This window comes from Streptomyces sp. NBC_00727, from assembly GCF_045161745.1.
Taxonomy (GTDB): domain Bacteria; phylum Actinomycetota; class Actinomycetes; order Streptomycetales; family Streptomycetaceae; genus Streptomyces.
The window spans coordinates 2,756,962-2,783,466 of record NZ_CP108981.1; the positions used below are offsets into that span (position 1 = coordinate 2,756,962).

23 protein-coding genes are annotated in these 26,505 nt (G+C 71.7%); 10 read left to right on the forward strand and 13 right to left on the reverse strand.

The window, feature by feature from the left end; translation table 11 throughout:
• Positions 1-9: 9 nt before the first annotated feature.
• Both OG242_RS12275 and OG242_RS12280 read right to left on the reverse strand, forming a co-directional pair.
• A complete protein-coding gene (locus OG242_RS12275; RefSeq protein ID WP_405898189.1) occupies positions 10-375 on the reverse strand; it encodes a VOC family protein in 366 nt (121 codons plus the stop codon).
• The gene (locus tag OG242_RS12280) at positions 372-1,172 is read right to left on the reverse strand and encodes a trans-aconitate 2-methyltransferase (RefSeq protein ID WP_405898190.1); all 801 of its coding nucleotides are present in this window, start codon (positions 1,170-1,172) and stop codon (positions 372-374) included. Before OG242_RS12280 ends, OG242_RS12275 begins: the two co-directional genes overlap by 4 nt.
• A gap of 87 nt (positions 1,173-1,259) precedes the next feature.
• On the opposite strand from OG242_RS12280, the gene OG242_RS12285 reads away from it, so the two are divergent.
• Positions 1,260-1,757, forward strand: a complete 498-nt coding sequence (locus OG242_RS12285; protein ID WP_405898191.1) for a MarR family winged helix-turn-helix transcriptional regulator — start codon at positions 1,260-1,262, stop codon at positions 1,755-1,757.
• On the opposite strand, the gene OG242_RS12290 is transcribed toward OG242_RS12285, so the two are convergent.
• Positions 1,716-2,516, reverse strand: a complete 801-nt coding sequence (locus OG242_RS12290) for a LuxR C-terminal-related transcriptional regulator (protein ID WP_405898192.1) — start codon at positions 2,514-2,516, stop codon at positions 1,716-1,718. The two genes, OG242_RS12285 and OG242_RS12290, sit on opposite strands and share 42 nt — an antisense overlap.
• Positions 2,517-2,714: 198 nt before the next feature.
• Here OG242_RS12290 and OG242_RS12295 point away from each other — a divergent pair, with 198 nt between their 5' ends.
• Positions 2,715-3,155 carry a GNAT family N-acetyltransferase gene (locus tag OG242_RS12295; protein ID WP_405898193.1) on the forward strand — a complete coding sequence of 147 codons (441 nt, stop codon included), beginning with the start codon at positions 2,715-2,717 and terminating at the stop codon, positions 3,153-3,155.
• 21 nt (positions 3,156-3,176) lie between these two features.
• On the opposite strand, the gene galK is transcribed toward OG242_RS12295, so the two are convergent.
• Genes galK through galT form a run of 3 tightly spaced genes read right to left on the reverse strand, consistent with a single transcriptional unit; the run spans position 3,177 to position 6,363 of the window.
• A complete protein-coding gene (gene galK / locus OG242_RS12300) occupies positions 3,177-4,346 on the reverse strand; it encodes a galactokinase (RefSeq protein WP_405898194.1) in 1,170 nt (389 codons plus the stop codon).
• Positions 4,343-5,323 carry a UDP-glucose 4-epimerase GalE gene (galE, locus tag OG242_RS12305; RefSeq protein ID WP_405898195.1) on the reverse strand — a complete coding sequence of 327 codons (981 nt, stop codon included), beginning with the start codon at positions 5,321-5,323 and terminating at the stop codon, positions 4,343-4,345. The genes galK and galE overlap by 4 nt, the downstream gene beginning before the upstream one ends.
• Entirely contained in the window at positions 5,320-6,363 is a 1,044-nt protein-coding gene (galT, locus tag OG242_RS12310) for a galactose-1-phosphate uridylyltransferase (protein WP_405898196.1), read from the reverse strand. Before galT ends, galE begins: the two co-directional genes overlap by 4 nt.
• A gap of 237 nt (positions 6,364-6,600) precedes the next feature.
• Between galT and OG242_RS12315 the strand changes: the two genes are divergently transcribed.
• The 7 genes from OG242_RS12315 (at position 6,601) to OG242_RS12345 (ending at position 15,354) form a co-directional block, all read left to right on the forward strand.
• Positions 6,601-8,271, forward strand: coding sequence for a sodium:solute symporter family protein (locus OG242_RS12315; RefSeq protein WP_405898197.1), 1,671 nt, complete (start codon positions 6,601-6,603; stop codon positions 8,269-8,271).
• A 15-nt stretch (positions 8,272-8,286) separates the two neighbouring features.
• Positions 8,287-8,577: a hypothetical protein gene (locus tag OG242_RS12320; RefSeq protein WP_405898198.1), complete on the forward strand. Its 291-nt coding sequence runs from the start codon at positions 8,287-8,289 to the stop codon at positions 8,575-8,577.
• Positions 8,578-8,880: 303 nt separating this feature from the next.
• On the forward strand, positions 8,881-9,867 hold the full coding sequence (sbnA, locus tag OG242_RS12325; protein WP_405898199.1) for a 2,3-diaminopropionate biosynthesis protein SbnA: 987 nt from the start codon (positions 8,881-8,883) through the stop codon (positions 9,865-9,867).
• Positions 9,868-9,879: 12 nt separating this feature from the next.
• Complete coding sequence (gene sbnB, locus OG242_RS12330) at positions 9,880-10,881, forward strand: 2,3-diaminopropionate biosynthesis protein SbnB (RefSeq protein WP_405898200.1); 1,002 nt, start codon at positions 9,880-9,882, stop codon at positions 10,879-10,881.
• Positions 10,875-12,830, forward strand: a complete 1,956-nt coding sequence (locus OG242_RS12335) for an FAD/NAD(P)-binding protein (RefSeq protein ID WP_405898201.1) — start codon at positions 10,875-10,877, stop codon at positions 12,828-12,830. The genes sbnB and OG242_RS12335 overlap by 7 nt, the downstream gene beginning before the upstream one ends.
• A 50-nt stretch (positions 12,831-12,880) precedes the next feature.
• Positions 12,881-14,083: a trans-sulfuration enzyme family protein gene (locus OG242_RS12340; protein WP_405898202.1), complete on the forward strand. Its 1,203-nt coding sequence runs from the start codon at positions 12,881-12,883 to the stop codon at positions 14,081-14,083.
• Complete coding sequence (locus OG242_RS12345; RefSeq protein WP_405898203.1) at positions 14,080-15,354, forward strand: benzoate/H(+) symporter BenE family transporter; 1,275 nt, start codon at positions 14,080-14,082, stop codon at positions 15,352-15,354. Before OG242_RS12340 ends, OG242_RS12345 begins: the two co-directional genes overlap by 4 nt.
• Positions 15,355-15,417: 63 nt before the next feature.
• Here OG242_RS12345 and OG242_RS12350 read toward each other — a convergent pair whose 3' ends face one another.
• The 5 genes from OG242_RS12350 to OG242_RS12370 form a co-directional block, all read right to left on the reverse strand.
• Positions 15,418-16,110, reverse strand: coding sequence for a response regulator transcription factor (locus OG242_RS12350; RefSeq protein WP_405898204.1), 693 nt, complete (start codon positions 16,108-16,110; stop codon positions 15,418-15,420).
• A gap of 121 nt (positions 16,111-16,231) precedes the next feature.
• On the reverse strand, positions 16,232-18,034 hold the full coding sequence (locus tag OG242_RS12355) for a PQQ-binding-like beta-propeller repeat protein (protein WP_405898205.1): 1,803 nt from the start codon (positions 18,032-18,034) through the stop codon (positions 16,232-16,234).
• Between the two features lie 57 nt (positions 18,035-18,091).
• The gene (locus OG242_RS12360; protein WP_405898206.1) at positions 18,092-19,915 is read right to left on the reverse strand and encodes a PQQ-binding-like beta-propeller repeat protein; all 1,824 of its coding nucleotides are present in this window, start codon (positions 19,913-19,915) and stop codon (positions 18,092-18,094) included.
• 247 nt (positions 19,916-20,162) lie between these two features.
• Positions 20,163-21,914, reverse strand: a complete 1,752-nt coding sequence (locus OG242_RS12365) for a PQQ-binding-like beta-propeller repeat protein (protein WP_405898207.1) — start codon at positions 21,912-21,914, stop codon at positions 20,163-20,165.
• A 144-nt stretch (positions 21,915-22,058) separates the two neighbouring features.
• Positions 22,059-23,876 carry an ABC-F family ATP-binding cassette domain-containing protein gene (locus OG242_RS12370; RefSeq protein ID WP_405898208.1) on the reverse strand — a complete coding sequence of 606 codons (1,818 nt, stop codon included), beginning with the start codon at positions 23,874-23,876 and terminating at the stop codon, positions 22,059-22,061.
• A 136-nt stretch (positions 23,877-24,012) separates the two neighbouring features.
• Between OG242_RS12370 and OG242_RS12375 the strand changes: the two genes are divergently transcribed.
• Complete coding sequence (locus OG242_RS12375) at positions 24,013-24,645, forward strand: lipoprotein (protein ID WP_405898209.1); 633 nt, start codon at positions 24,013-24,015, stop codon at positions 24,643-24,645.
• Between the two features lie 57 nt (positions 24,646-24,702).
• Here the strand turns inward: OG242_RS12375 and OG242_RS12380 are convergent, their stop codons facing one another.
• Together OG242_RS12380 and rsmA are read right to left on the reverse strand one after the other, a co-directional pair.
• Positions 24,703-25,596 (reverse strand): 4-(cytidine 5'-diphospho)-2-C-methyl-D-erythritol kinase, encoded by an 894-nt coding sequence (locus tag OG242_RS12380; RefSeq protein ID WP_405898210.1) that lies wholly within the window; start codon positions 25,594-25,596, stop codon positions 24,703-24,705.
• Positions 25,593-26,480 (reverse strand): 16S rRNA (adenine(1518)-N(6)/adenine(1519)-N(6))-dimethyltransferase RsmA, encoded by an 888-nt coding sequence (gene rsmA / locus OG242_RS12385; protein ID WP_405898211.1) that lies wholly within the window; start codon positions 26,478-26,480, stop codon positions 25,593-25,595. The genes OG242_RS12380 and rsmA overlap by 4 nt, the downstream gene beginning before the upstream one ends.
• Positions 26,481-26,505: the final 25 nt, after the last annotated feature.

The following is a 26,505-nucleotide window of genomic DNA, read 5'->3' on the forward strand; positions in this document are numbered from 1 at the left end:
TGCCGGAGCTCAGCCGGCGACCGGCTCCAGGAACTCCAGCCGGTTGCCCACCGGGTCGTGGCTGTAGAAGCGGCGGTGGCCCGGGAGGTTGTCGTCCCACACCACCTCGGCGCCGCGTCCGGCCAGCCGGGCCGCGTACGCCTCGATGCCCGTGACGCGCAGGCCCGGGTGCGCCTTGCGGGCGGGGCGGAAGTCCGCCTCGACGCCCAGGTGCAGCTGGACCGGCCCGGCGGCGAACCAGCAGCCGCCCCGGGCCGCGAGCACCGGCGGCTTCGGGATCTCCGTCATGCCGAGGACATCCGTGTAGTACGCGCGCAGCGCGTCCTCGCTGCCCTCCGGGGCGGCGAGCTGGACGTGGTCGAGCGAGGCGATCACCGGTTCTCCTTGCGGGCGACGGCGAAGATGCGGCGGAAGGGGAGGACCGTGCCGTGCGGGCCGCGCGGGTAGGCGGTGCGCAGCAGGTCGCGGTAGTCGGCGAGGAAGGCGTCCCGGGCGTCCTCGTCGTCGGCGAGGGCGGTGAGGACGGGGCGCAGCCCGGTGCCCTTGACCCAGTCCAGGACGGGGTCGTCGCCCGGGAGGAGGTGGAGGTAGGTGGTCTCCCAGACGTCTGCGGTGGTGCCGGGGCCGGTCAGCGCGTCCAGGTATCCGGCGGGGCTCAGTACGGCGTCCGCGTGGCGCAGCAGGCCGCCGAGGCGGGGGCGCCAGCGCGGGGACTCCGCGAGTCCGCGCATCAGGGCGTGCGAGGGCTGGTCGAAGTTGCCGGGGACCTGGAGGGCGAGGGTGCCGCCGGGGAGCAGGCCGTCCAGCCAGTCGGGGAAGCGGTCGGTGTGGCCGGGGACCCATTGGAGCAGGGCGTTGGAGACGATCAGGCCGTACGGCTGGGAGGGCGTCCAGGTGGCGGCGTCGGCCTCGGTGAAGTCCAGCAGGTCCGTGGTGTGGGCGCGGGCCCGTTCGAGCATCTGCGGGGAGTTGTCGTAGCCGGTGATCCGGGCGTGCGGCCAGCGCTCGGCGAGCAGGGCGGTGACGTTGCCGGCGCCGCAGCCGAGGTCGGCGACGCGGGGGGCGGGGGTGCCGGGCGGGTCGGGGATGCGGGCCAGGAGGTCGTGGAAGGGGCGGGTGCGGTGATCCGCGTGGCGCAGGTATTGCTGCGGATCCCAGAGGGGTGCGGTCATGGGTCCAGCATGATCAGTCGATATCTTGATGTCAAGACACTTGAATTCAAGAGACTTCACGTCGACAGACCCTCTACACTGATCCACATGGAGGACGAGGTCGACCGTCTGGTCGCAGCATGGCGCCGCGAGCGCCCCGACCTCGACGTGGAACCGCTCGAGGTCCTCAGCCGCGTCTCCCGCCTGGCCCGCCACCTCGACCGGGCCCGCCGCATCGCCTTCGCCGAGCACCAGCTGGAACCGTGGGAATTCGACGTCCTCACGTCGCTGCGCCGGGCCGGCGCCCCTTATCAGCTCTCCCCCGGCCAGCTGCTCACCCAGACCCTGGTCACCTCGGGCACGATGACCAACCGCATCGACCGCCTGACCAAGAAGAACCTCGTCGAGCGCCTCCCCGACCCCAGCGACCGCCGCGGCGTCCTGGTCCGGCTCACCGCCGAGGGCCGCGACAAGGCCGACCAGTCGCTGGCCGGTCTCCTCGCCCAGGAGCGGGCCATCCTCGGCGAGCTCTCCCGCCAGCAGCGCGGCGAGCTGGCCGGGCTGCTACGCCGGCTGACCGCCCCGTTCGACAACATCCCCGGGTAGCTCCAGCTCGACCGGGCCGATCCCGGCCCGCCGCGCAAGCGCCACGGCGGCCAGCGTCGAGTGGACGCCCAGCTTCCCCAGCACGTTCTGCATGTGCGTCCGCACCGTGTGCGGGGACAGGAACAGCCGCTCCGCGACGGCCTTGCGGCCCAGGCCCGCCACCATGCACCGCAGCACCTCGCGCTCGCGCGGGGTCAGCGACTCGACGAGCTTCTCGCTCTCGGTGCGGTGCTTGCGGCCGGCCAGCAGCTCCCGCAGCACCCCGGTCAGCAGCGCGGCGGGCAGATGCGTCTCGTCGCGCAGGACGCCCCTGATCACCGCCAGCAGGCGTTGCAGCGAGCTGTCCTTGGCGACCCAGCCGCAGGCACCGGCCTGGAGGGCGAGCGCGGCCCGGGCCGGGTCGTCCTTCTCGGCGAGCACCACCGTACGCACCGAGGGACGGGCCGCGCGGACCGTGCCGACCAGGGAGATCCCGTCGACCGGGCCGGTCCGCCCGTCGCGCGGGGCGGGCACCGGGGCCGGGTCCGCGCCGGTGCGGGCCTGCGGGGCGAGGTTGCCCAGCTCCGCGTCGACGAGCAGCACGTCGTACCCCCGGCCCTCCGACGCCGCGCGCTCCAGGCAGCGCAGGGCCGCCGGGCCGCTGCCCGCCGCGGCCACCTCGACGTCCGGCTCGGCCGCGAGCGCGGCGGCGAGCGACTCGGCGAAGATCCGGTGGTCGTCGACCACGAGAACCCGGATACGGGCCACAGGCACCCCCATGCTGTGTGTGACGGGGCGCCCCGAAGCGTGCGTCCCCCGGCGGGGCCGGACCCGCGCGGGTGCTGCGCCCGGCTGTCTCGTAACCCCTGAATGCGGCGCAGGCCCCCCGCCGGCGCTGAGCATCAGGGTAGAGGCGGGGAACCCGCAGGGATGGTAATTGGCGGAACTTGTCCTGGGGTGCGTCCTAGTCTTGGGCGCATGTTTCATCTTGAGACAGAAGTGGACAAGGAGCGGCGGGCGCTGTTGTTCCGGCGGCTGCGGGACGACAACACCTCGCGCTCACCGCACATGAGCGCCCTGCGCGGCGCCCCCGAGGCGGACGAAGTTCCGCTGGACGTCTGGGCGCTGGATGCCGAGGGCCGCCTCGCGGCCGGGCTGGCGGCCCGGACCTGGGCGCGCTGGCTCCATCTGGAGCTGCTCTGGGTGGACCCCGCGCACCGGGGTTCCGGTCTCGGCGCGCGGGTGCTCGCCGAGGCGGAGCGGGTGGCGCGGGAGGACCGGTCCTGCACCCGTTCCCGGGTGGAGACCTGGGACTTCCAGGCCCCCGGCTTCTACCGGAAGCAGGGGTACGAGGTGCGCGGGCGGGTGGACGACTTCCCGCCGGGCGTCACGGAGTTCACCCTCACGAAGGAACTCTGACGCCCGGCGGCAGCCGCCCCGTCAGACGAGCCGTCGCGCGCCCGCCGACGGCACCGCGGGGAAGACGCCCGGCGTGCCGTACCCGGCCGAAGTGAAGGCCTCCAGCACGGACTTGGTGACGGTGTCCGCCTGCGCCTCCTCGACCAGCACGATCGCGGAGCCGCCGAAGCCGCCCCCGGTCATGCGCGCGCCGAGCGCACCGGCCGCGTTCGCCGCCTCGACCACGAGGTCCAGCTCCGGGCAGGAGACCCGCAGGTCGTCGCGGAGCGAGACGTGCCCCGCCGTGAGGACCGGGCCGGCCGCTCGCACGTCGCCCGCGTCGAGCAGCGCGATGACCTGCTCGACGCGCTGGTTGTCGCCGACCACGTGGCGCACGTAGCGCACGACGGACTCGTCCGCGCCGGCCTCCGCCAGCCGGCCGAGCGCGGCGTCCAGCTCCTCGTACGGCAGGTCGCGCAGGGTGCGTATGCCGAGCAGGCGGGCGCCCTCCTCGCAGCCGGCCCGCCGCTCCGCGTACGCCCCGTCGCCCAGCGCGTGCTTGACGCGGGTGTCGACGACCAGGAGCCGCAGCCCGTGCGCGGCCAGGTCGAAGGGGACCTGGCGGCGGCCGAGGTCGCGGGTGTCCAGGTGCAGGGCGTGGCCCTCGGTGCAGCAGGCGGACGCCATCTGGTCCATGACGCCGCAGGGGACGCCGACGAACGCGTTCTCCGCGCGCTGGGCGATGACCGCGAGTTCGGCGGCGCCGAGACCGAGGCCGAAGAGGTCGTTGAGGGCGAGGGCGGTGACCACTTCGAGGGCGGCGGACGAGGAGAGCCCGGCGCCCGTGGGGACGGTGGAGGTCAGCTGGATGTCCGCGCCGGTGACCGCGTGGCCCGCCTCGCGCAGCGCCCAGACGACGCCGGCGGGGTAGGCGGCCCAGCCGTGGCCCTCGTGCGGGGTCAGCCCGTCCACGCGGAGCCGGACGACGCCGCCGGGCACATCGGTGGAGTGCAGCCGCAGTTCGCCGTCGGTGCGGCGGGAGACGGCGGCGCGGGCTGTGTGCGGGAGGGCGAGCGGCATGACGAAGCCGTCGTTGAAGTCCGTGTACTCGCCGATCAGGTTGACCCGGCCGGGTGCGGCCCAGATCCCCTCGGGCTCGCTTCCGTACAGCTCGGTGAAGGAAGCGGTGAGCTCTGCGTGGTCGTCGGTCATGGTGCGGTGGGCTCCTCTCGGCGGGCGAACGTCCAGGCGTCGGAGACGATTCCGGCCAGGTCGGCGCGGGACGGCTGCCAGCCGAGGCGCTCCCTGGCGGTGGCGGCGGAGGCGACGAGGACGGCCGGGTCGCCGCCGCGGCGCGGGGCCGCGGTCTCGGGGACGGGGTGGCTGGTGACCTCGCGGACCGTCTCGATGACCTCGCGGACCGAGAAGCCGTTGCCGTTGCCGAGGTTGCAGATCAGGTGCTCGCCGGGGGTGGCGGCGTCGAGGGCGAGGAGGTGCGCCTCGGCCAGGTCCGCGACGTGGATGTAGTCGCGGACGCAGGTGCCGTCCGGGGTCGGGTAGTCGTCGCCGTAGACGGAGATCGACTCGCGCCGGCCGAGGGCGACCTGGAGGACCAGCGGGATGAGGTGGGACTCGGGGCTGTGCCGCTCGCCGCAGTCGCCGTACGCCCCGGCCACGTTGAAGTAGCGCAGCGAGACGGCGGCCAGGCCGTGGGCCGCGGCCTCACCGGTGATCATGTGGTCGACGGCGAGCTTGGTGGCGCCGTACGGGCTGGTCGGGGCGGTGGGGTCGGTCTCCGTGATGGGGCTGGAGACCGGCTCGCCGTAGGTCGCGGCGGTGGAGGAGAAGACCAGGGTGCGGACCCCGGCGTCGCGCATGGCGGCGAGCAGGGCGGTGGAGCCGCCGACGTTGTTGAGCCAGTACTTCTCGGGGTCGGCGACGGACTCGCCGACCTGGGAGTACGCGGCGAAGTGCAGCACCCCGTCGTAGGAGGCGTCGAGCCACTTCGCGGCGTCCTGGACGCGGCCCTCGATGAAGTCGGCGCCGGCCGGGACGCCCTCGCGGAAGCCGGTGGAGAGGTCGTCGAGGACGGTGACGGTGTGGCCGGCCTCAAGGAGGTGCTGGGCGACGACACTGCCCACGTAACCGGCGCCACCGGTGACCAGGTACTTCTTCGGGGTCTTGCTCACTGGCTCGCTACCTCTCGCAGTCGCTGGGCCGCGGTCTCCGGCGGCACGTCGTTGATGAACACGCTCATGCCGGATTCGGAACCCGCGAGGAACTTCAGCTTGCCGGAGGTCCGTCGGATGGTGAAAAGCTCGAGGTGGAGCCCGAAGTCCTCACGTCCGGGGACCCCGAACGGCGCCTGGTGCCAGGCGGAGATGTACGGGGTCGGCGGCTCTCCGGGTCCGAAGATCCGGTCGAATCGCCTCAACAGTTCCAGATAGACCTGTGGGAACTCGGTGCGCGCCTCCTCGTCCAGCTCCCGCAGGTCGGCGACGCGGCGGCGCGGGTGCAGGTGGACCTCGTACGGCCAGTGGGCCGCGTACGGGACGAAGGCGATCCAGTGCTCGGCGGCGAGGACGATCCGGGAGCCGTCCTCCTCCTCGCGGGCCACCACGTCGTCGAAGAGGTTGCGGCCGGTCTTCGCGTGGTGGGCGGCCATCGAGCGCAGCATCAGCTCGGTGCGCGGGGTGACGAAGGGGTAGCCGTAGATCTGGCCGTGCGGGTGGCCGAGCGTGACGCCGATCTCGGCGCCCCGGTTCTCGAAGCAGAACACCTGCTTGACCTGCGGGAGCCGGGCGAGGGCCGCGGTGCGGTCGGTCCAGGCGTCCAGGACGAGCCCGGCCTGCTCCTCGGTGAGGTCGGCGAAGGAGGCGTCGTGGTCGGAGGTGAAGCAGACGACCTCGCAGCGGCCGGAGTCGCCGGCGAGGGAGGGGAAGCGGTTCTCGAAGACGGCGACGTCGTAGTCGGGTTCCGGGATCTCGCTCTGCCGCCCCTCGCGCGAGGGGCACAGCGGGCACTCGTCGGCGGGCGGGTGGTAGATCCGGCCCTGGCGGTGCGAGGCGATGGCCACGCTGTCGCCGAGCAGGGGGTCGCGCCGGATCTCGGACGAGGTGGAGACGGCGTCGAGGGGGCGCGGGTCGACGGCCTCGCGCACGAGGTCGTCGCGGCTGTCGTAGTAGATCAGCTCCCGGCCGTCGGCGAGCGTCGTAACCGTCTTCTTCACCAGACTCCTCCCATCCAACATAAGCAAACACAATGAACCACAAGTCAACAGATGCGTCAATGAGCCGACGTCAGCAGGCAGACGGGTGGCGCGAGGTGGATCACGGCCGCTTGAAGCCTGCGAAACCGGCAATACGATCACAAACAAACAAAGAACCCCTTGAAGACTGTTCACTTTCCGAACACAAGAGCGTAGTTTCCTTCGGGTTCAGTTCGCGCAACGAAGCGAGACCCCCACATGCAATATCTGGCAGCAGGGCTCCGGCTCCCCACGAACGGGCTCGACTACACGATCCTGGCGATCTACTTCGTCGTGGTGCTCGGCATCGGCTTCGCCGCCCGGGCGAGTGTCAAGACCAGCCTCGACTTCTTCCTCTCCGGACGGTCACTGCCCGCATGGGTGACCGGTCTGGCCTTCGTGGCGGCGAATCTCGGCGCCACCGAGATCCTCGGCATGGCGGCGACGGGCGCGCAGTACGGCGTCGCGGTGGTGCACTGGTACTGGATCGGCGCCATCCCCGCGATGGTCTTCCTCGGCCTCGTGATGATGCCGTTCTACTACCGCTCGAAGGTGCGCTCGGTGCCGGAGTTCCTGCTCCAGCGCTTCGACAAGTCCGCGCACCTGCTGAGCTCCATGCTCTTCGCCTTCTCGGCGATCCTGATCGCGGGCGTCAACCTGTACGCCCTGTCGATCGTCGTGGAGGCGCTGCTCGGCTGGCCGCAGTGGGTCGCGATCGTCGTCGCGGGCCTCTTCGTCCTCGTCTACATCACGATCGGCGGGCTCTCCTCCGCGATCTACAACGAGGTGCTCCAGTTCTTCGTCATCCTCGCCGCGCTGATCCCGCTGACCCTGCTGGGCCTCAAGCGCGTCGGCGGCTGGGACGGGCTGAGCGACTCACTGACGTCGAGCCACGGCTCGAACTTCATGTCGGCCTGGGGCGGCACCGGCATCGGTGACGCCAACCCGCTCGGCGCCAACTGGCTGACGATCGTCCTCGGCCTCGGCTTCGTGCTCTCCTTCGGCTACTGGACGACGAACTTCGCCGAGGTGCAGCGCGCCCTGTCCGCGAAGAACCTCTCGGCCGCCCAGCGCACCCCGCTGATCGCCGCCTTCCCGAAGATGTTCATCGTCTTCGCCGTGATGATCCCGGGCCTGGTCGCCGCCGTGGTCGTGCCGAACATCGGCACCGCCGGCTCCGGCACCACGTACAACGACGCGATCCCACTGCTGATGCGCGAGCTGCTGCCCAACGGTGTGCTCGGCATCGCGGTGACCGGTCTGCTGGCCGCGTTCATGGCGGGCATGGCCGCCAACGTCTCCTCGTTCAACACCGTGTTCACCACGGACATCTGGGCGCGGTACGTGAAGAAGGACCAGCCGGACGCGTACTACCTGCGCTTCGGCCGGCTGATCACGGCGCTCGGCGTGCTGGCGTCCATCGGCACCGCGTTCATCGCCGCCAGCTTCTCCAACATCATGAGCTACCTGCAGACACTCTTCTCGTTCTTCAACGTGCCGCTCTTCGTCGTGTTCATCATCGGCATGTTCTGGAAGCGCGCCTCGATGAAGTCCGGTGTCTGGGGCCTGCTCGCGGGCACCACGGCCGCGATGGTCAACTACTTCGTCATCTACAAGCAGGGCGTCATCGACATCCCGAGCGACCAGGGCGCCAACTTCGTCTCCGCCATCGTCGGCTTCGTCGCCGGCGCGGTCGTCATGATCGCGGTCACGCTCTTCACCGCTCCCAAGCCCGAGGCCGAACTCGCCGGTCTCGTCTACGGAACCGAGTCCCCGGACGCCGCCGAGGTGCCCGACGAGGGTGACAGCGCCTGGTACCGCAGGCCCGCACTCCTGGGCTGGGGAGCCATCGTGCTCGCCGCCCTGTGCTACGTCCCCTACTCGTTCTGATCGGAGTAACCCACCATGTCCGACCTGCACAAGGAAGTCTCCGACCTGGAGCAGAAGTCCGCCACGGCGGCCCGCCTCTTCGACATCCGGCGGATCATCGGCGGCCTCTTCGTGGTCTACGGGATCATCGTGACGATCGCCGGGATCAGCCCGTCCGACGAGGACCTGGAGAAGGCCCAGGGCGTCCACATAAACCTCTGGACCGGTCTCGCCATGCTGGCGCTCGGCCTGTTCTTCCTGGTCTGGATGAAGCTGCGCCCGGCCCAGGCCCCGGAGCACGCGCCGGAGGACACCCCGGAGAGCTAGTACGCCTTCACGCGGCAGGGGCCGGACACCGTCAGCCGACGGGGTCCGGCCCCTGCCGCGTTCCCGCGACCCGGCTGCCCCGGCTGCCCCGGCTGCCCCGGCTGCCCCGGCTGCCCCGGCTGCCCCGGCTGCCCCGGCTGCCCCGGCTGCCCCGGAATTGTGAATTCCCTTTCAGGGCCGAATGTCATTTACTAATCAACCTTTTCCACATACTGGAATACGGATTGATCGAGCCGTCATTTCGTGCCAGGATCCAGGACGGCCGAGCAGAGACGGGAGTCCCTCGGCCAGGGGGAGTACACAGTGATAGCAGAAGAAGTTTACGACCTGGTGCTGGACGACGTCTTCGTCCGGCTCGACCAATTAGTTCCGGGAAGCGTTCTCTACCTCAAGCTGGAAGGTCTCAATCCAGCGGGCTCGGTCAAACTCAAGACCGCCGTCGCTCTGGTCCGTGACGCCGAAGAGCAGGCCGAGAGGTCACATCGCACCTTTCCGCGAACCCGGCTGATCGAATCGACATCCGGAAACCTCGGCGTCGCACTGGCCATGGTGTGCGCGGCCAAGGGGTACGCGCTCACCTGCGTCACCGACCCGAATGCCAACCGCCAGTCGGTCCAGCTGATGCGGACGCTCGGCGCGGAGGTCGTCGTCATCGACGCCCCCGACGCCAACGGCGGCTTCCTGCAGTCCCGCATCAACTACATCAGGCGGCGGCTGCGCCGCGAGCCCAACACCCACTGGCTGAACCAGTACGCCAACGCCGCGGGCCCCGCCGCGCACCGGGACCGCACCGGGCGGTCCATCGTCGAGCACATCGGCCACCCGGACTACGTCTTCGTCGGCGCGGGCACCACGGGAACGCTGATGGGCTGCGGGGCGTACCTGCGCAGGCACAGCCCGAACACCCGCATCGTCGCCGTCGACACCGTGGGCTCGGTCACCTTCGGCACCCCGCCCGCCCCCCGCCACATCCCGGGCCTGGGCACCAGCCGGCGGCCGGAGATCCTCGACACGGACCTGGTGGACGACCTCGTCCTCGTTCCCGAGTCGGACGCCGTCGCCATGTGCCACGCGCTCGCCAGGGAACGCGGTCTGCTCTTCGGCGGATCGACCGGGACCGTGCTCGCCGCCGTACAGAAGGCCGCGAAGGAAATTCCGGAGGGAAGCACCGTGGTAGCCATCTCGCCGGATTTCGGCGACCGCTATCTCGACACCCTTTACGACGAACAGTGGGTGGCGGAGCGCTGGCCCCGCACGAACGACGAAGAATTGCCTCGGGCGCACGCCTGACAAGGGGGAGAAATGTTCGAATTCGATATCGTCACCGGTAAGGCCGTACAGGAGATCCTGCGAAATTCCCGCACCTCCGTCCTCGACATCGTGGAGCGCGCGTACCTGGCGCACGAACGGGGTGACTCGGTCAACCCCGACAGCTATTTCCTGCGCTTCCCCGACAAGCCCGACTCGCGGATCATCGCGCTGCCCGCCTTCCTCGGCGACGACGTGCAGCTCGCCGGGATCAAGTGGATCGCCAGTTTCCCGCGGAACACCGAGTCCGGTCTGCCCCGGGCGGCGGCGGTCCTCGTGCTCAACGACTACGAGACCGGCTACCCGGTCGCCTGCATGGAGGCCGCGGGCATCAGCGCGGCACGCACCGCCGCCTCGGCCGCCGTCGCCGCCCGCACGCTGCGGCCCGGCGGCTACGAGGGCACCACGATCGCCGTCGTGGGCGGCGGAGTCATCGCCCGCAACATCTGCGACTACCTGCACGCCGCGGGGTGCGCCCCGGACTCGTACCTGGTGCACGACATCCACGAGCCGTCCGGCCGGGCACTCGCCGATCACATCCGCATCACGCAGGGCCGTCCCGCGTCCTTCACCGCCGACCGCGACACCGCCCTGGCGGCGCGGACCGTCGTCTTCGCCACAACGTCCCTCGAACCGTACGTCACCCGGCCGTTCGAAGCGGGCCAGGTGGTCCTCAACATCTCTCTGCGGGACCTGGCACCCGAGGTGGTCCTCGGGGCGGACAACGTCCTCGACGACGTCGAGCACTGCCTGAAGGCCAACACCTCACCGCACCTCGCCGAGCAGCTCTCCGGTTCCCGTTCGTTCGTCACCGGCACCCTCGCGGCCGTGCTGAACGGCGAAGTCACGCCGGACCCCGGCCGTCCGGTGATCTTCTCGCCCTTCGGGCTCGGGGTCCTCGACCTGGCGGTCGGCACCCACGTCCTCGCCCAGGCACGCGCCGACGGCACCGCGCTGGCGGTTCCGGACTTCTTCGGGGAGACCAGCCGATGGTGACGACCCGACAGGAAGAGGCCGCCGCACCGGCGTCGGTCGTGATCATAGGCGTCGGGTCGCGCGGACTCGGCGTGCTGGAACGGCTGACCGCTCACACCCTCGCGGCCCCGTTCCCGCTCGTCGTGCATCTGGTGGACCCGGGCATCGAGGGCCCCGGATTCCACCGGTCGGGCGAGCCCGACCACCTGCTGCTCAACACCGTCTGCGCCCAGGTGACGGCGTTCGCGGACGCGGACATGGTGGACGGTCCCGTGCCGCTGGCCGGCCCGTCGCTGCACACCTGGTGCCAAGAGCGCGATCTGCGGCTGGGCGAGGACGGTTTCACCGTCCGCCCGGGCCGGGGCCGGACGATCAGACCCAACGACTTCCTGCCCCGCAGACTGCTCAGCGAGTACCTCACATGGGCGGCGCGACGGATCATGGACGCCGCCCCCGGCCACCTGACCCTCGTACGGCACACGACGACGGCGGTCGACGTGCTCTCCGGGGCCGGTGACACGGGGCAGGACACGGACGACGGTTCCCGCCCCGGCCCGGGGCGGGAGCACCCCGAGACGGTGGTGCTCGCCGACGGCAGCCGCATCGCCGCGGACGCGGTCTTCGTCACCGTCGGACACCACTCCCTCCACCTGCCCCCACCGCCCGCCGACGCGCCCCGGTCGATCAGCCGCCCCTACCCGCTGCCCGGCGTCCTCGACACCATCGCCCCCGGGGACCGGGTCGCCGTGCTGGGCACCGGGCTGACGGCCATGGACGTCATCGCCACCCTCACCGTGGGCCGCGGCGGCCGCCACGTCCGCGACGGCGAGCACCTGCGCTACGAACGCGGCGGACGCGAACCACTGATCGTGCTCGTCAACCGCTCCGGGCTGCCCGCCCGGAGCAGGCCGCACCTCCACCCCGGCCGGCTCCGCCCCGCACCGCTCGCACTGACCGGGAAACACCTGGCCGCTCTGCGCGCACGGCGACCGGACGGCCGGCTGTCCTTCGCCCAGGACGTCCTGCCTCTCGTCACCGCCGAGATGGAACTCGCCTGGTACCGCACCCTCCTGGCCCGCACCCTGGGCGGCGGGACCCCGGACGCCGCGCGGGCCGCCAGCGAACTGGCCGACGCGGCGGGCGAGTCCGGGTACGAAGGGCTCCTCACCGGCCTACGGGACCGATTCGGGCCGAATCCGGTCGCCGGACTGCTGAACGGCGCGTCGCCCGCCGCCGAGGACCTCGGTGACGCGCCCGCCCGGACCTGGCCCGGCCACCGCGAGTACACCGCGTACTTCACCGCCGAGGTGGCGGACGACCTCGGCGAGGCACGTGCCGGCCTCGGCGTCAGCCCACTGAAGGAAGCCCTGGAGGTCCTGCGCGACCACCGCGACGCCCTCCGCGCCGCCGTGGACGAGCCGGGCCTGGACGACGAGTCGTCGGCGTACTTCTTCACCACCTTCGCCCCGCTGGTGAACCGTCTGGTGATCGGTCCGCAACTCGACCGCTCGGCGGAACTCCTCTCCCTGCTCGCAGCGGGAGTGCTGCGGCTCGGGCCCGGCCCCGGCCCGAAGCTCGTCCCGCCGGCCGGCGGCGGGCCCTGGCTGCTGGAGTCGACCCTCCTCGACGAGCACACCACCGCGGAAGTGGACCACGTGGTGCGCGCCCACGTGAGCGAGCCCGCGGCGGAACGGGTCACCGGTTCGCTGCTGAGCCACCTGGTCCGGTCCGGCCGTGCCCGTACCCGCACCGCCGCCGGGACGCAGCTGCCCGGCCTGGACGTCAACCGGCGCGGCCAGGGCATCGCCCGGACGGGTGCGGTGCAGTCCCGCCTGTTCTTCCTCGGCCCCCACACGGAGGGCTCCAGCTACTACAACCACTACGTCCCCTCCCCCGGCACCCCCTCACGTGCGCTGCTGGACGCGGAGCTGGCCCTCACCACAGCCCTGCCGCGGCTCCGGGCCGTCTGACCCTCCACCGCACGCCCACCGGCCGCGAGGCCCCCCGACGAGAGGAACCGATGAACAACCGCGAGAAGTACACCCCCTGGACGCACGCGTACCACGTGGAGACCCGGGCCGCGCAGGGCGACGGCTGGCGCTCCCCCACCACCGGCGCCCTGCCGCCCGCCATCAGCATGGGCGCCACCTACGCCCGGGACAGCGAGTACCGCACGCCCGCCGGCCTGGCCTACCTGCGCGACCAGGGGTCCCCCGGATACGAACAGGTCGAGGACGTGGTGGCCGGTCTGGAGGGCGGATCGCGCGGCCTGCTGTTCTCCTCCGGGATGGCCGCCGCGACCTCCGTCTTCCAGGTGCTCCCCGCCGGCTCCCGGGTCGTGGTGCCCCGGACGATGTACTTCGGGCTCACCAAGTGGCTCCTGGAGTTCGGCACGGAGCACGGCCTCGACGTGGTCCAGGTGCCCATGGACGACCTGGACGCCGTCGCCGCCGCGGTGGCGGCCGCCCCGACCCGCCTGGTGTGGGCGGAATCCCCCGCGAACCCCACCTGGACGGTGACGGACCTCGCCGCGGTGGGCGCGGTGGCACACGAGGCCGGAGCCCTGTTCGGCGTGGACAACACGGTGCCCACCCCCGTTCACTCCCGGCCGTTCGAGCACGGTGCCGACATCGTCATGCACTCCGGGACCAAGTACCTCAACGGCCACACCGACGTGGTGGCCGGGCTGCTGGTGCTGGCCCCCGAGCCGGGCGAGCGGGCGGCCGCCCTGTGGGAACGGCTGGAACTGCACCGCCGGCTGACCGGTCCCATGCTCGGACCGCTGGAGACCTATCTGCTGATGCGCGGCATACGGACGCTGTTCCCGCGGATGCGGCAGATCTCGGCCACCGCCATGGCACTCGCCGAGCACTTCGCCGGCCATCCGCTGATCCGCAAGGTCGCCTACCCGGGGCTGCCCGACGACCCGGGCCACGTCATCGCCGCACGTCAGATGACGGGTGGGTTCAGCGGCATGCTCTCCCTGCACGTGGCCGGGGAGTGGCAGCGCTCCCTGCGCACCGCCCAGCACTGCGAGTTGTTCATTCGAGCCACTTCCCTCGGTGGAGTGGAGAGCCTGATCGAACACCGCTATACCTTCGAGGGTCCGGGCAGCACCTCCCCGAAGGACATGCTGCGCGTTTCCGTCGGCCTGGAGAATCCCGCGGACCTCGTCGCCGATCTCGAACAGGCCCTGGAGAGGGCTGCGAAGGAAGACCGTTGAGCCCTGATACCCACACCCCCCACCCCCCGGCGGCCGGTGCCCCACCGGCCGCCGGCGCGGCACCGGCGGAGGACCCCTCCGGGCAGAGGCCCGGCCTCTGGCGGGACGCGTCCCTGTCGGCCGTGCTCGCCGGGTTCATCGCCGTCGTGGTGTCCTACTCCGGGCCGCTGGTCATCGTGCTGGCGGCCGCTTCGGCCGGTCACCTGAGCACCGGTCAGACCAGCTCCTGGGTATGGGCCATCTCCATCGGCAGCGGCCTGACCTGCATAGGGCTCAGTCTGCGGACCCGGATGCCGGTCATCACCGCCTGGTCGACGCCCGGCGCCGCCCTGCTGGTCACCAGCCTCGGCGCGTACTCCTACGGCGAGGCCGTCGGCGCGTTCCTGGTCACCGGTGTGGTGATCGCCCTGGTCGGGCTGACCGGGGTCTTCGGGCGGCTGATGCGCCACGTGCCGTCGGCGGTGGTCTCCGCGATGCTCGCGGGCATCCTGTTCTCCTTCGGCACCGGGGTGTTCACCTCGCTCACGTCCGCTCCGTACATCGGCGGCTCGGTGCTCGTGGCCTACCTGCTCGGCAAGCGCATGTTCCCCCGGTACGCGGTGCTGGCCGCGCTGGCGGCCGGTGTGGTGGCCGCGGCGGCCACGTCGCGCCTGCACGTGCACCTCGACGGCGTCGGTCTGGCCACGCCGGTGTTCACCGCGCCGCACTTCTCCGTGGCGTCCCTGATCGGCATCGCCGTACCGCTGACGCTGGCGACGCTCGGCTCGCAGAACGCCCCCGGGATCGGGGTGCTCACAGCCGCCGGCTACCGCCCGGACGACCGGCTTCTCATCGGCTCCACCGGCCTGGTCTCGACGGTCCTGGCGCCGTTCGGCTCGCACGCCGTCAACCTGGCCGCCATCACAGCCGCCATCTGCACCGGCCCGGAGTCCCACCAGGACACCCGGCGCCGGTACGTCGCAGGAGTCTCCTGCGGGGCGTTCTACCTGCTGATCGGCCTGTTCGGCTCCACGCTGGTGGTGCTGTTCGCGGGACTGCCCAAGGAACTGATCGCCGCGACAGCGGGCGTCGCCCTGTTCGGCGCGCTGGCAGGCGGGCTGACCGGAGCCATGGCCGAGGAGAAGGACCGCGAGGCCGCGCTCATCACCTTCCTCGCCACCGCTTCGGGGATCACCCTGCACGGAATCGGCTCGGCGTTCTGGGGCCTGCTGTTCGGCATGGTCACGCACCTGGTCCTGACCCGCCTGCGCCGCCCCGCCCCGGCGACCTGACCGCACCGGCGGCAGGGGCGCCCCCCGGCCGCCGCCACGGCACCCCGCAGGGGCCGGACACCGTCAGCCGACGGGGTCCGGCCCCTGCCGCGTCACCGCGGCCCGGTCCAGCAGCCCGGTGCGGGCGGCCAGCGCGGCGGCCTCCAGGCGGGAGCCGACGCCGAGCTTCATCAGGACGCGCTGGACGTGCGTACGGGCGGTGCTCGGCGCGATCCGCATCCCGGCCGCGATCAGCCGGGTGTCCTCGCCCTCCGCGACCCGGACCAGCACCTCCACCTCGCGCGGGGTGAGCATCCGCAGCAGCCGGCGGCCCTCGTCGTCGGGCTGCTCCACCGGATCGAGCAGCTCGGCGAAGGCGCCCTGGAGGAGCTGCGGCGCGATGGCCGCCTCACCGGACCGGGCCTTCACCATGGCGCGCTCCACGCCCTCGATGCGCTCGTCGTGCCGGACGTACCCGGCGGCCCCGGCGGCGAAGGCGGCGGCGATGCCGCGGGGGCTGGGGACCGGGCCGAGGACCACCACCGCGGTCTGCGGGCGCTCCCGCCTGATCCGGACGACGGGGTCGAAGGTCCCGGGCACGGCGGGCGACGCGGTGCCGAACAGGCAGACCTCCGGGGCCCGTCCGACGACCAGGTCGGCGGCCCCGGTGGTGGGTGCGGCGGCGGCCAGCACCCGGTGGCCGCGCAGTTTCAGCGCCGAGGCGAGCGCCTCGGCGAGCAGTCGGTGGTCGTCGACCACCATGAGCCGGACACCCATCGCCCCATCCCCCCGTACACCGTCCCGGGCCCCCCGGCCCTCCAGGGCCTGCAAGTTACACGGCCGGATACGCGTGTGGGGGTGGAACCGGCCGGTTCCACCCCCACACGCGTATCCGCACTCAGCTGGTGTGGAAGGACACCACCAGGTACTCCTTGTCGTCGAACGAGCTCTTGCGCGGCGCGCTGATCATCGTCTCGGAGATGAAGAAGTGGCCCTGCTCGTACCGGAATTCCGCGTAGTCGGAGGAGAAGCTGGTCTCCGCGTCCCGGATGGCCTCGTCGGCCGGGTTGCGCATGAGGACCGTCTGCTTGAAGGTGCTGCCGTCGATGGAGACGACCTCACCGCCCTTGTCGTACGGGGGTTCGCGGTACGCGATGATGTTGCCGCCGTCCATGCGCAGCGGGAACATCGTGAACTCCTCGCCCGCGTCGGCCCGGTCGCCGGTCTGCTTGCCGGTGGTGAGGTCGAAGGAGACGATCTCGTTGGTCCGGCTGAAGCTTTCGCCGGTGCCTTCGTGCTCCTCGGTCGGCAGGTAGATGCGGTTGTTGCCGACGGCGAGGTGCTGGCAGCTCTCGACCTTGGTGGAGCGGCAGTTTGCCGCGTACTTCTCCGCGTCGGCGGAGATGCGGATCTTCAGCTTGCCGGTGGCCTCGTCGATCGAGAAGAAGTCCGAGATGCCACTGCCGTCACCGGCGGTGTCGCCGACGTCGGCGGCGACGACGAGCGGCTTGGTGGAGACGATGCTCGCGTAGTCGACACCGGCGGGCATCTTGTACGAGGAGATCGGGGCGCCCGTCGTCGGGTTCAGCGCCTGGATGATGAGCTGCGGGTCGTCGTACGCACCGCACCTGCGGACCACGGCGAGGGCCTCGCCGCCGCCGTAGCCCCTGTCGTAGCAGCCGTCGGTGGAGGCCTTCGGCTTCCAGAGCTCGGCGCCGGTGTCGAGCTTGAAGGCGGCGCCGCCGTCGTTGCCGCCGGCGGCGACGGTGTTGCCGCTGAGGGTGACCTCGTCGAACCGGACGGCGTTGTCACCGCTGCTGGACGCGGTGACCTGCTTGCTCCAGATGAGCTTGCCGGTGGCCAGGTCGAGCGCGCCGACCCGGTTGCAGCTCTGGTACTTCTTGGCCTTCGTCCGCTTGCCCTCCTCGAAGGCGATCGCGGTCTTGAAGTCCTTGCTCATGTGGGCGGAGGCGGCGCAGACCTGGCCCTCCAGCGGGATCGACCAGAGCTTGGTGCCCTTGTCCAGGTCGTAGCCGATGATCTCGTTGACGCCCGTCTTCACGTACGCCTTGTCGGTGACCCAGGAGCCGGAGACGGTGGTGACGTCGGTGACCTTGGGCTGCGGGAGCTGGAAGCCGACGGTCGACTCGACGTCGGCCGGGGCCTTCTCCTTGCTGCCGCCTCCGGTGGAGCCGCCGTCCTTGCCGCCGTCCTCGCCGCCGCCGTTGCCGCCCTTGTTCTCGCCCGTGGTGCCGGCGGAGGAGCCCGCCTCGTCCTTCTTGCCGTCACCGTCCTTGGAGGCGTACCAGATTCCGCCGCCGACGATCAGTGCGACGGCGACCACGGCGGCGACGATGATCTGCGCCTGGGTGGAGAACTTCTTCTTCTGCCCGTTCCCGCCCTGCTGGGGCGGGTACGGGGCCGTCTGCATGGGGGCGGTCGGGTAGCCGTACGGCTGCTGCTGGCCCGGCTGGCCCTGCTGCGGGAAGCCGTAGCCCGGCTGGGTGGGCGGCTGCGCCTGCGGGTAGCCGTAGCCCGGCTGCTGCTGGGGCGGGCCGGGGGGCGGCGGCGGGGTCGGGGCGCCGAAACCGCCGGGGGGCGGGTCCTGCGGGGCGCCGAAACCGCCGGGGGGCGGGTCCTGCGGCGCACCGAAGCCGCCCTGGGGCGGATCGTTGGGCGGCTGCTGGGGCGGCTGGGTCATGGCGTTGCGTACCTCGGGGAAGGGGGGCGGTCGGGTTGGTGCGGGTGGGGTGAGCCGTCAGTCGCCGAAGACCATCATGGTCTTCGTCTCCAGCTCTTCCTTGTCGTTGCTCGCGCTGACCCGCCCGCTCGTGATGAACGAACGCCCGTCCACGTACTGGATCTTCGGGTTGTAGAAGGAGCGCTCGATCGCCGAGGTGGAGTCCGGGTGCTGGAGCACCGTCTTCGGGCTGCCGCCGGCCGGGGAGAGGGTGGCGATGGCGCCGCCCTTGCTGTAGCCGCCGTCGATGTAGAGCAGGATGTTGCCGCCCTCCATGCCGAGCGGCTTCATGGTCTGCTCGGCGGGGGCGTTCGCCTTCCACTTCGTCTTGCCGGTGTTCAGGTTGAACGCGACGACCTTGTTGGTGCGGGCGGAGCCGCTGGTGTCGTCCTGCGTCGCCATGTAGAAGGTGTTGGCGTCGGCCGCGACCCCGGTGCAGCCCTGGAGCCGCTGGCCGAAGATGGTGAAGCCGCCGCCGCAGTCCGGGGCGAACTTGTCGCCCTTGTCACTGTGCATCTGGGAGCGCAGCGTGCCGTTCTCGCGGAGCGTGATGATGCTCCACTTCTTGTCGTCGCTGGTGCTGCCCTTGGTGAGGGAGACGATGAGCGGGTTCACCGAATAGACCTTCTCGACCTCCCAGCCGCGGGCGGGCTTGTAGGTCCACTTGGCCTTGCCGGTCTTCGGGTCCAGCTCCTCGATCTCGTGCTGCGGGTTGTTGACGTCACTCGTACGGCAGCTGACCGCGGCGATCAGCTTGGCGCCGCCGGCGAACGCGAACGGCTGGCAGGTGCCGGACCGCTTGCCGAACACCTCCTTGCCGTCGCTCACCCGGAAGGCGTTGGCGGCACCGGTGCGGCCGGCCGTCACGGTGTCGCCGCTGATGGCCATGGAGAGGTCCGACATCATGTCGAAGAGGCCGCTCTTCTTGACCTCCTTCTTCCACCCCGCCTTACCGGTGTTGAGGTCGATCTGCTGGAGCGCGGAGCAGTCGGCCTTGTCGGTGGTGCCGTTCTTGACCGCGATGACGATCTTGCCGTCCGCGGTGGTCTGCTCGGGCGCGGAGCAGATGTCCGCCGGCAGCTTCAGCGTCCACTTCTGCGTGCCGTCGGCCACCGAGTAGCCGGAGACCGTGCGGTACATGCCCTTGACGATCGTGTCGCCGACGATCCAGGGCCCGTACACCTCCGCACCGTTGCGCGGCAGGTCGACGTCGTTCTTCTGCAGCCAGAGGACCTTGGCCTCGCCGTCCTTGCGGCCGCTGTTGAGGTCGTCGTCCTCCCGCCCGGTGCCGTTGCCGTCGCCGTCGTCCACGGAGGGGGAGACGGACGGCTTCGTCACCTGCTCGCTCTTCTTGGCGACCGGCTTGTCGTCACCGTCGTCGCCCCCGCTGGTCGCGAACCAGACGCCGCCGCCGATGAGCGCGAGCGCGACGACCGCGGCGGCGACGATCAGGGCGGGCTTGCGCTTGGACGGACCGCCGGGGCCGGGGGGGACGGGCGCGCCGGGGTACTGCTGCGGCGGGAAGCCGTAACCGGCCTGCGGCTGCGCGTTGTACGGTCCCGGCTGCTGCGGCTGTCCGTACGGGCCTGCCTGCGGCTGCCCGTAGGGGCCGGGCTGCTGGGGCTGCTGGCCGTAGGGGCCGGGCTGCTGGCCGTACGGGCCCGGCTGCTGCGGGTGGCCGTAGCCCGGCTGCGTGGGCGGCGCGGCGGGGGCCTGGGGCGGGGCGGCCGGCGGCGGCGGAGTCTGCGGCGGGCCCTGGGGCGGCTGCGGTACCCCGTGCGGCGGCTCCTGCGGAGCGCCGAAGCCTCCCTGCGGCGGTTGCTGTCCGGGCGGCTGGGTCATCAGCGCGTCCCCCTTCGTGCGGTCCGGTGCCCGTTCCGGACTCCCCCGCGGTCCCGCCGGTGGTCCGCGGGTCGGTCAAGACCCCCGGAGCACGACGGAATGGAGCGAATCGGGCATGGATCCCGCAGTGTCACGTCAGTCGAGCGGGACTTCTTTGTACCACCCGCCCAAGGGGGCCTTCCGGTTCGGTCCAGCCCTGTTCCCAAGGGAGGACCGGGCCGTGATGGAGCCGTGATGCTCCGGTCCGTCAGTTCTCGAAGACCGCCATGGACCGGGTCTCCACTTCGTCCCCGTCCTTCTCGCCGGAGATCCTCGTCCGCGACAGGTAGGTGCGTCCGTCGGTGTACGTGATGCGCGGTTCGTAAAAGCCGCGCTCCAGGTCGATGCCGGACACCGGGTGGCGCAGGACGAACCGCGGGGTGCCGCCGGTGGAGGGGAGCGTGGCGATCCCGCCGCCCTTCCCCTTCATCGCCGCCACGTACATCAGCAGCTTGCCGCCCTCCGTGCGCACCGGGACGGCGGTCTGCCCGCCCGGCCCTGCGGCCGACCAGCGGTACTTGCCGGTGGAGAGGTCGTACGCGACGATCTTGTTGCCGTGGCCGGTGACCGTGTCGATCCCCGTGTGCATGTAGATCGTGTTCGCGTCGGCGGCCACGCCCACGCAGTTGTCCAGGTTCCCCTTGCTCGACATCAGGTCCGTGTCGCACCTGACCTGGAGGTCGTTCGGTCCGCCGGAGAGCTGGGAGCGGTAGGTGCCGTCGGCGTTGAGGACGAGGACCGCCCACTTGTCCGGGTCGTCCGACTGTTTGAGCGAGATCACCAGCGGGCTGACCGAGTAGATCTGCCCGACCTCCCAGATCTTCTTGAGCCCGTACGTCCACAGGGTCTTGCCGGTGACCGGGTCGATGCGCTCGACCCGCTGGTCCTTGTACTGGTCGTCGGCGGTGTGGCAGCTGACCGCGGCTATGGCGACCGGGCCGCTGGCCAGGCCGAACGGCTGGCACGGGTCCTCGCGTTGACCGAAGAGCTTCTTGCCGTCGCTGACCCGGAAGCCCTCGGTGCGGCCGGTGCGTCCGGCGGTGACGGTGTCGCCGTTGATGGACATCGCGAGGTCGGAGAGACCGTCCCAGAGGCCCTTGCGGACGAACGACTTGCGCCAGCCGGCCTTGCCGGTCCTCACGTCGACCATCTGCAGCGTGTCGCAGTCGGAGCCCTCCGTCGTGTCGTGCCTGATCCCGAGGACGATCTTCCCGTCGGCGGTGGGCTGCGAGGGGGCCGCGCACATCCGGGTGGGCAGCCGCAGGGTCCACTTCAGGGTGCCGTCCGCGACCGAATAGCCGGAGACCGTCTTGAACAGCGCCCTGGCGACGGTGTCCCCGGCGAACCAGGGGCCGAACATGTCCTCGCCGTAGCGCGGCAGGTCGATGCCGCCCTTCTGGATCCAGGCGACCTTCGCCTCGCCGGGCTTCACGCCGGCGTTGATGGTCCGCGCCTCCTCCTCCGGGCTGACCACCGGCTCCCCGGTGGCCCCGCCCTTGGTCGGCGACGGCGCCACGGTGGGCTTCGCGGAGTGCGTCGGGCCCGACAGGGGCTTGTCGTTGCTCCCGCTGCCGCTGGTGGCGAACCAGATCCCGCCGCCGGCGAGGAGTGCCACGGCGACCACGGCCCCGAGGATCTTCGCGCCCTTGCCGCGGAACCGGCCGCCCCCGCCCTGCGGGCCGCCCGGCGGCGGGGCGGCGTACTGCTGGGTGGGCATCTGGTGCAGGCCCGGCTGCGTGTACGGACCGGGCTGCGTGTACGGGCCCGGCTGGGCCTGCCCGTACCCCTGCGGCGGGTAGCCGTAGCCGGGCTGGGGCTGCCCGTAGGGGCCCGGTGGCTGGGTGGGGGCGTCGTACGGGCCGGCCGGCTGCGGGTGCGGCCCGCTGCCGGTGCCGGTTTCCGGGTCGTACGGTGCTCCGAACCCGCTCTGCGGCGGCTGCTGTCCGGGCGGCTGGCTCATCGGCCCGTCCCCCTGTTCCGTTGTCACCTGTGAAGCGGCACGGTCGTACCCCGCACCGGGCAGGGTTTCTTTCTACCACCCGCCCCACAGGCCCCAGCAGTCACACCCGTTGCCGCGTCGTTGCTACGGCGAACGGTGCAGCGGTCAGGCGTCCTCGGCCAGTTCGAGCCAGCGCATCTCCAACACATCGCGCTCGGCGACCAGTTCGCGCAGCTCGGCGTCCAGCTTCGCCACCTTCTCGAAGTCCGTGGCGTTATCGGCGATCTGCGCGTGCAGGGTGGTCTCGCGGGTCGACATCTTCTCCAGCTGCCGTTCGACCTTCTGGAGCTCCTTCTTGGCCGCGCGGGCCGCCTGCGCGGAGACCGCCGGTGCCGGGGCGGCGGCCTGGGAGGTGGCCGGGGCCGCCGCTGCGGGCGCCGCCGTCTGCACCTGCTGCTGCCTGCGCTCCAGGTACTCGTCGATGCCGCGCGGCATCATCCGCAGCGACTTGTCGCCGAGCAGGGCCATGACCCGGTCCGTGGTGCGCTCGACGAAGAACCGGTCGTGGGAGATCACGATCATGGAGCCGGGCCAGCCGTCGAGCAGGTCCTCCAGCTGGGTCAGGGTCTCGATGTCGAGGTCGTTGGTCGGCTCGTCGAGGAAGAGGACGTTGGGCTCGTCCATCAGCAGGCGCAGGATCTGGAGCCGGCGCCGCTCACCGCCGGAGAGGTCGCCGACCGGCGTCCACTGCTTCTCCTTCGTGAAGCCGAACTGCTCGCAGAGCTGTCCGGCGGTCATCTCCCGCCCCTTGCCGAGGTCCACCCGGTCCCGCACCTGCTGCACGGCCTCCAGGACCCGCAGCTTCGGGTCCAGCTCGTGGACCTCCTGGGAGAGGTAGGCGAGCCGGACGGTCTTGCCGGCGATGATCCGCCCGGCGGCCGGCTGGACCTCGCCCTCGCTGCGGGCGGCCTCGGCGAGCGCCCGCAGCAGCGAGGTCTTGCCTGCGCCGTTGACCCCGACCAGGCCGATGCGGTCGCCGGGACCGAGCTGCCAGGTCAGGTGGGTGAGCAGGGTCTTGGGGCCCGCCTCGACGGTGACGTCCTCCAGGTCGAAGACGGTCTTGCCGAGCCGGGCGTTGGCGAACTTCATCAGCTCGCTGGTGTCGCGCGGCGGCGGCACGTCCGCGATCAGCTCGTTGGCGGCCTCGATGCGGTAGCGCGGCTTGGAGGTACGGGCGGGGGCTCCGCGCCGCAGCCAGGCCAGCTCCTTGCGCATCAGGTTCTGCCGCTTGGTCTCCTCGGTCGCGGCGATGCGCTCCCGCTCGGCGCGGGCGAACACGTAGTCGCTGTAGCCGCCCTCGTACTCGTGGACCGAGCCGCGCTGGACGTCCCACATGCGGGTGCAGACCTGGTCCAGGAACCAGCGGTCGTGGGTGACGCAGACGAGCGCGGAGCGGCGGGCGCGCAGATGGCCGGCGAGCCAGGAGATGCCCTCGACGTCGAGGTGGTTGGTGGGCTCGTCGAGGACGATCAGGTCCTGTTCGGCGATGAGCAGCTTGGCGAGGGCGATCCGGCGCCGCTCGCCGCCGGAGAGCGGCGCGATGACGGTGTCCAGGCCGTTCTCGAAGCCGGGCAGGCCGAGCCCGCCGAACAGGCCGGTGAGGACGTCGCGGATCTTGGCGCTGCCCGCCCACTCGTGGTCGGCGAGATCGCCGATGACCTCGTGGCGGATGGTGGCCGCGGGGTCCAGGGAGTCGTGCTGGGTGAGCACGCCGAGGCGCAGCCCGCCGCTGTGTGTGACGCGGCCGGTGTCCGCCTCCTCCAGCCGGGCGAGCATCCGGATGAGGGTCGTCTTGCCGTCGCCGTTGCGGCCGACGACACCGATCCGGTCGCCCTCCGAGACGCCGAGGGAGACACCGTCGAGAAGGGCGCGGGTGCCGTAGACCTTGCTGACCTGCTCGACATTGATGAGGTTGACGGCCACGAACGCTCCAGCTCGAAGGAAGACTCTGGCCTTCAGCGTAGTCGCCGCCGCACGGACCTCCGTACGAGCGCCCGACGGGCCCGGTGTACCTTGCGCGCAACGATCAAGGGTGGGGAATTCAGGGGTGGGGATTTTCATGACACGTCGTACGGTTCGCGGGCTGGTGCCCGTGCTGCTGGCCGCGGCCGCGCTGACCGGCTGCTCGTCGGACTCGGACTCCGGCGGCGGCGCGAAGGCGGAGAAGTCCGCCGGGACGCCGGCCGCGAAGGCCGCGGCCAAGGGCGGCACGGTCGGGGGCGCCGGCTCGGGCTGCGAGCTGCCGGTGACGTTCGACCTGGCGAAGGACTGGAAGCCGGAGGCCGTCTCGGTCGACCCGGACTCGGAGCTGGCCGAACTCGGGACGCAGGGCCCGGTCACCATGGTCTGCGAGATCGACGCGAAGCCGGCCGGGCAGATCGGCTTCCTGCGGGTGTGGCAGGCGAAGGTCACGACGGTCACGCCGCGCGAGGCGCTGAAGGGGTTCGTAGGGGCGGACGAGAACGCCTCGAAGGCCACGTACAAGGAGGTCACGAGTGGCGGGCAGCAGCTGGTCGAGGTGGCCTACACGCTCCACAGCAAGCTCATGGACGAGGACCGCCCCGCCCACGCCTTCGCCCTCCCGACGCCCGAGGGCCCGGTCGTCGTCCACCTCGGCGGCCTGGACTCGGCCGAGCACGGCGAGATGCTCCCGGCGTACGAGCTGGCGAAGAAGTCGGTACGGGTGGGCTGAGGCTCCTAGGTCCTGTCTGGAGTTCCCCCGCGGCGTCGCGGGAACTCCAGACAGGACCTACACGACCGTCGCCCCCGGGGCCGGGGAGGCCGCCGGGCGGGCCGTGCGGCAGGTGCCGGACGCGGTGAGGGCGGCGGCCACCTCCCGGGCCGTCGCCTCGTCCTCCGTGAGGAACGCGGTCGTCGGCCCCGAGCCCGAGACCAGGGCGGCCAGGGCGCCCGCCCCGGTGCCCGCCGCCAGCGTGGCGGACAGGGAGGGGCGCAGGGAGAGCGCGGGGGCCTGGAGGTCGTTGCTCAGGGCGCCGGCCAGGGCCTTCGCGTCGCCCGACCGCAGGGCGTCGAGGAGGGTGTCCGAGGCGAGGGGCTCGGGGACGCGGGTGCCCTCGGTCAGCCGGTCGAACTCGCGGTACACCGCAGGTGTGGAGAGCCCGCCGTCGGCCACGGCGAACACCCAGTGGAAGGTGCCGCCCACCGCGACCTGAGTCAGCCGCTCGCCCCGGCCGGTGCCGAGCGCGGCGCCGCCGACCAGGCTGAACGGCACGTCGCTGCCCAGTTCGGCGCAGAGGGCGAGGAGGTCCTCGCGCGGGGTGCCGGTCCCCCACAGCGCGTCGCAGGCCAGCAGGGCGCCGGCGCCGTCCGCGCTGCCGCCGGCCATGCCGCCGGCGACCGGGATGTCCTTGTCGATGTGGATGTGCACGTCCGGCGCGATGCCGTGGCGCGCGGCCAGCGCGGACGCCGCCCGGGCCGCCAGGTTCGACGCGTCCAGCGGGACCTGCGCCGCGTCCGGCCCGGAGCAGGTGATCCGCAGGCTGTCGGCGGGGGTGACGGTGACCTCGTCGTACAGCCCGACGGCGAGGAAGACGTTGGCCAGGTCGTGGAAGCCGTCCGGGCGCGCGGCCCCGACCGCGAGCTGGACGTTGACCTTGGCGGGGACCCGCACGGTGACACTCACTGGGCGCTCCCCATCTCGTCGGCGGCGGGCTTGTTCTCGGCGACGGCGGCGAACTCCTCGACCGTCAGGGACTCCCCGCGCGCCTGCGGCGAGACGCCCGCCGCGAGCAGGGCGGCCTCGGCGGCCGGCGCGGAACCGGCCCACCCGGCGAGTGCCGCGCGCAGCGTCTTGCGGCGCTGGGCGAACGCCGCGTCGACGACCGCGAAGACCTCTTCCTTGCTCGCGGTCGTCGCCACGGGTTCCGCGCGGCGCACCAGCGAGACGAGCCCGGAGTCGACGTTCGGCGCGGGCCAGAACACCTTGCGGCCGATGGACCCGGCGCGCTTGACGTCCGCGTACCAGTTCGCCTTCACCGACGGCACGCCGTACACCTTGTTGCCCGGCCGCGCGGCCAGCCGGTCGGCGACCTCCGCCTGCACCATGACGAGCGTGCGCTCGATGCTCGGGAAGCGGTCGAGCACGGTGAGCAGCACCGGCACGGCGACGTTGTACGGGAGGTTGGCGACCAGCGCGGTGGGCGGCGGGCCCGGCAGTTCGCGTACGAGCATGGCGTCCGAGTGCACCAGCGCGAAGCGGTCGGCGCGGGCGGGCATCCGGGCGGCGACGGTGGAGGGCAGGGCCGCGGCGAGTACGTCGTCGATCTCGACGGCGACGACCCGGTCGGCGACCTCCAGCAGCGCGAGGGTCAGCGAGCCGAGGCCCGGGCCGATCTCGACCACCACGTCGTCCGGCCGCACCTGCGCCGTGCGCACGATCCGGCGGACCGTGTTGGCGTCGATGACGAAGTTCTGGCCGCGCTGCTTGGTGGGGCGTACGCCCAGGGTGTCGGCCAGTTCGCGGATGTCTGCGGGGCCCAGGAGGGCGTCGGGCTCAGTCGTACTCACCTGTAAAGCGTACGGGCCCCCGCAG

Coding starts and splice junctions, on each gene's coding strand:
- OG242_RS12280 (WP_405898190.1), bottom strand. CDS start 1,172: ATGACCGCACCCCTCTGGGATCCGCAGCAATACCTGCGCCACGCGGAT.
- OG242_RS12285 (WP_405898191.1), top strand. CDS start 1,260: ATGGAGGACGAGGTCGACCGTCTGGTCGCAGCATGGCGCCGCGAGCGC.
- OG242_RS12290 (WP_405898192.1), bottom strand. CDS start 2,516: ATGGGGGTGCCTGTGGCCCGTATCCGGGTTCTCGTGGTCGACGACCAC.
- OG242_RS12295 (WP_405898193.1), top strand. CDS start 2,715: ATGTTTCATCTTGAGACAGAAGTGGACAAGGAGCGGCGGGCGCTGTTG.
- galK (WP_405898194.1), bottom strand. CDS start 4,346: ATGACCGACGACCACGCAGAGCTCACCGCTTCCTTCACCGAGCTGTAC.
- OG242_RS12315 (WP_405898197.1), top strand. CDS start 6,601: ATGCAATATCTGGCAGCAGGGCTCCGGCTCCCCACGAACGGGCTCGAC.
- OG242_RS12320 (WP_405898198.1), top strand. CDS start 8,287: ATGTCCGACCTGCACAAGGAAGTCTCCGACCTGGAGCAGAAGTCCGCC.
- sbnB (WP_405898200.1), top strand. CDS start 9,880: ATGTTCGAATTCGATATCGTCACCGGTAAGGCCGTACAGGAGATCCTG.
- OG242_RS12335 (WP_405898201.1), top strand. CDS start 10,875: ATGGTGACGACCCGACAGGAAGAGGCCGCCGCACCGGCGTCGGTCGTG.
- OG242_RS12340 (WP_405898202.1), top strand. CDS start 12,881: ATGAACAACCGCGAGAAGTACACCCCCTGGACGCACGCGTACCACGTG.
- OG242_RS12350 (WP_405898204.1), bottom strand. CDS start 16,110: ATGGGTGTCCGGCTCATGGTGGTCGACGACCACCGACTGCTCGCCGAG.
- OG242_RS12355 (WP_405898205.1), bottom strand. CDS start 18,034: ATGACCCAGCCGCCCCAGCAGCCGCCCAACGATCCGCCCCAGGGCGGC.
- OG242_RS12360 (WP_405898206.1), bottom strand. CDS start 19,915: ATGACCCAGCCGCCCGGACAGCAACCGCCGCAGGGAGGCTTCGGCGCT.
- OG242_RS12365 (WP_405898207.1), bottom strand. CDS start 21,914: ATGAGCCAGCCGCCCGGACAGCAGCCGCCGCAGAGCGGGTTCGGAGCA.
- OG242_RS12375 (WP_405898209.1), top strand. CDS start 24,013: ATGACACGTCGTACGGTTCGCGGGCTGGTGCCCGTGCTGCTGGCCGCG.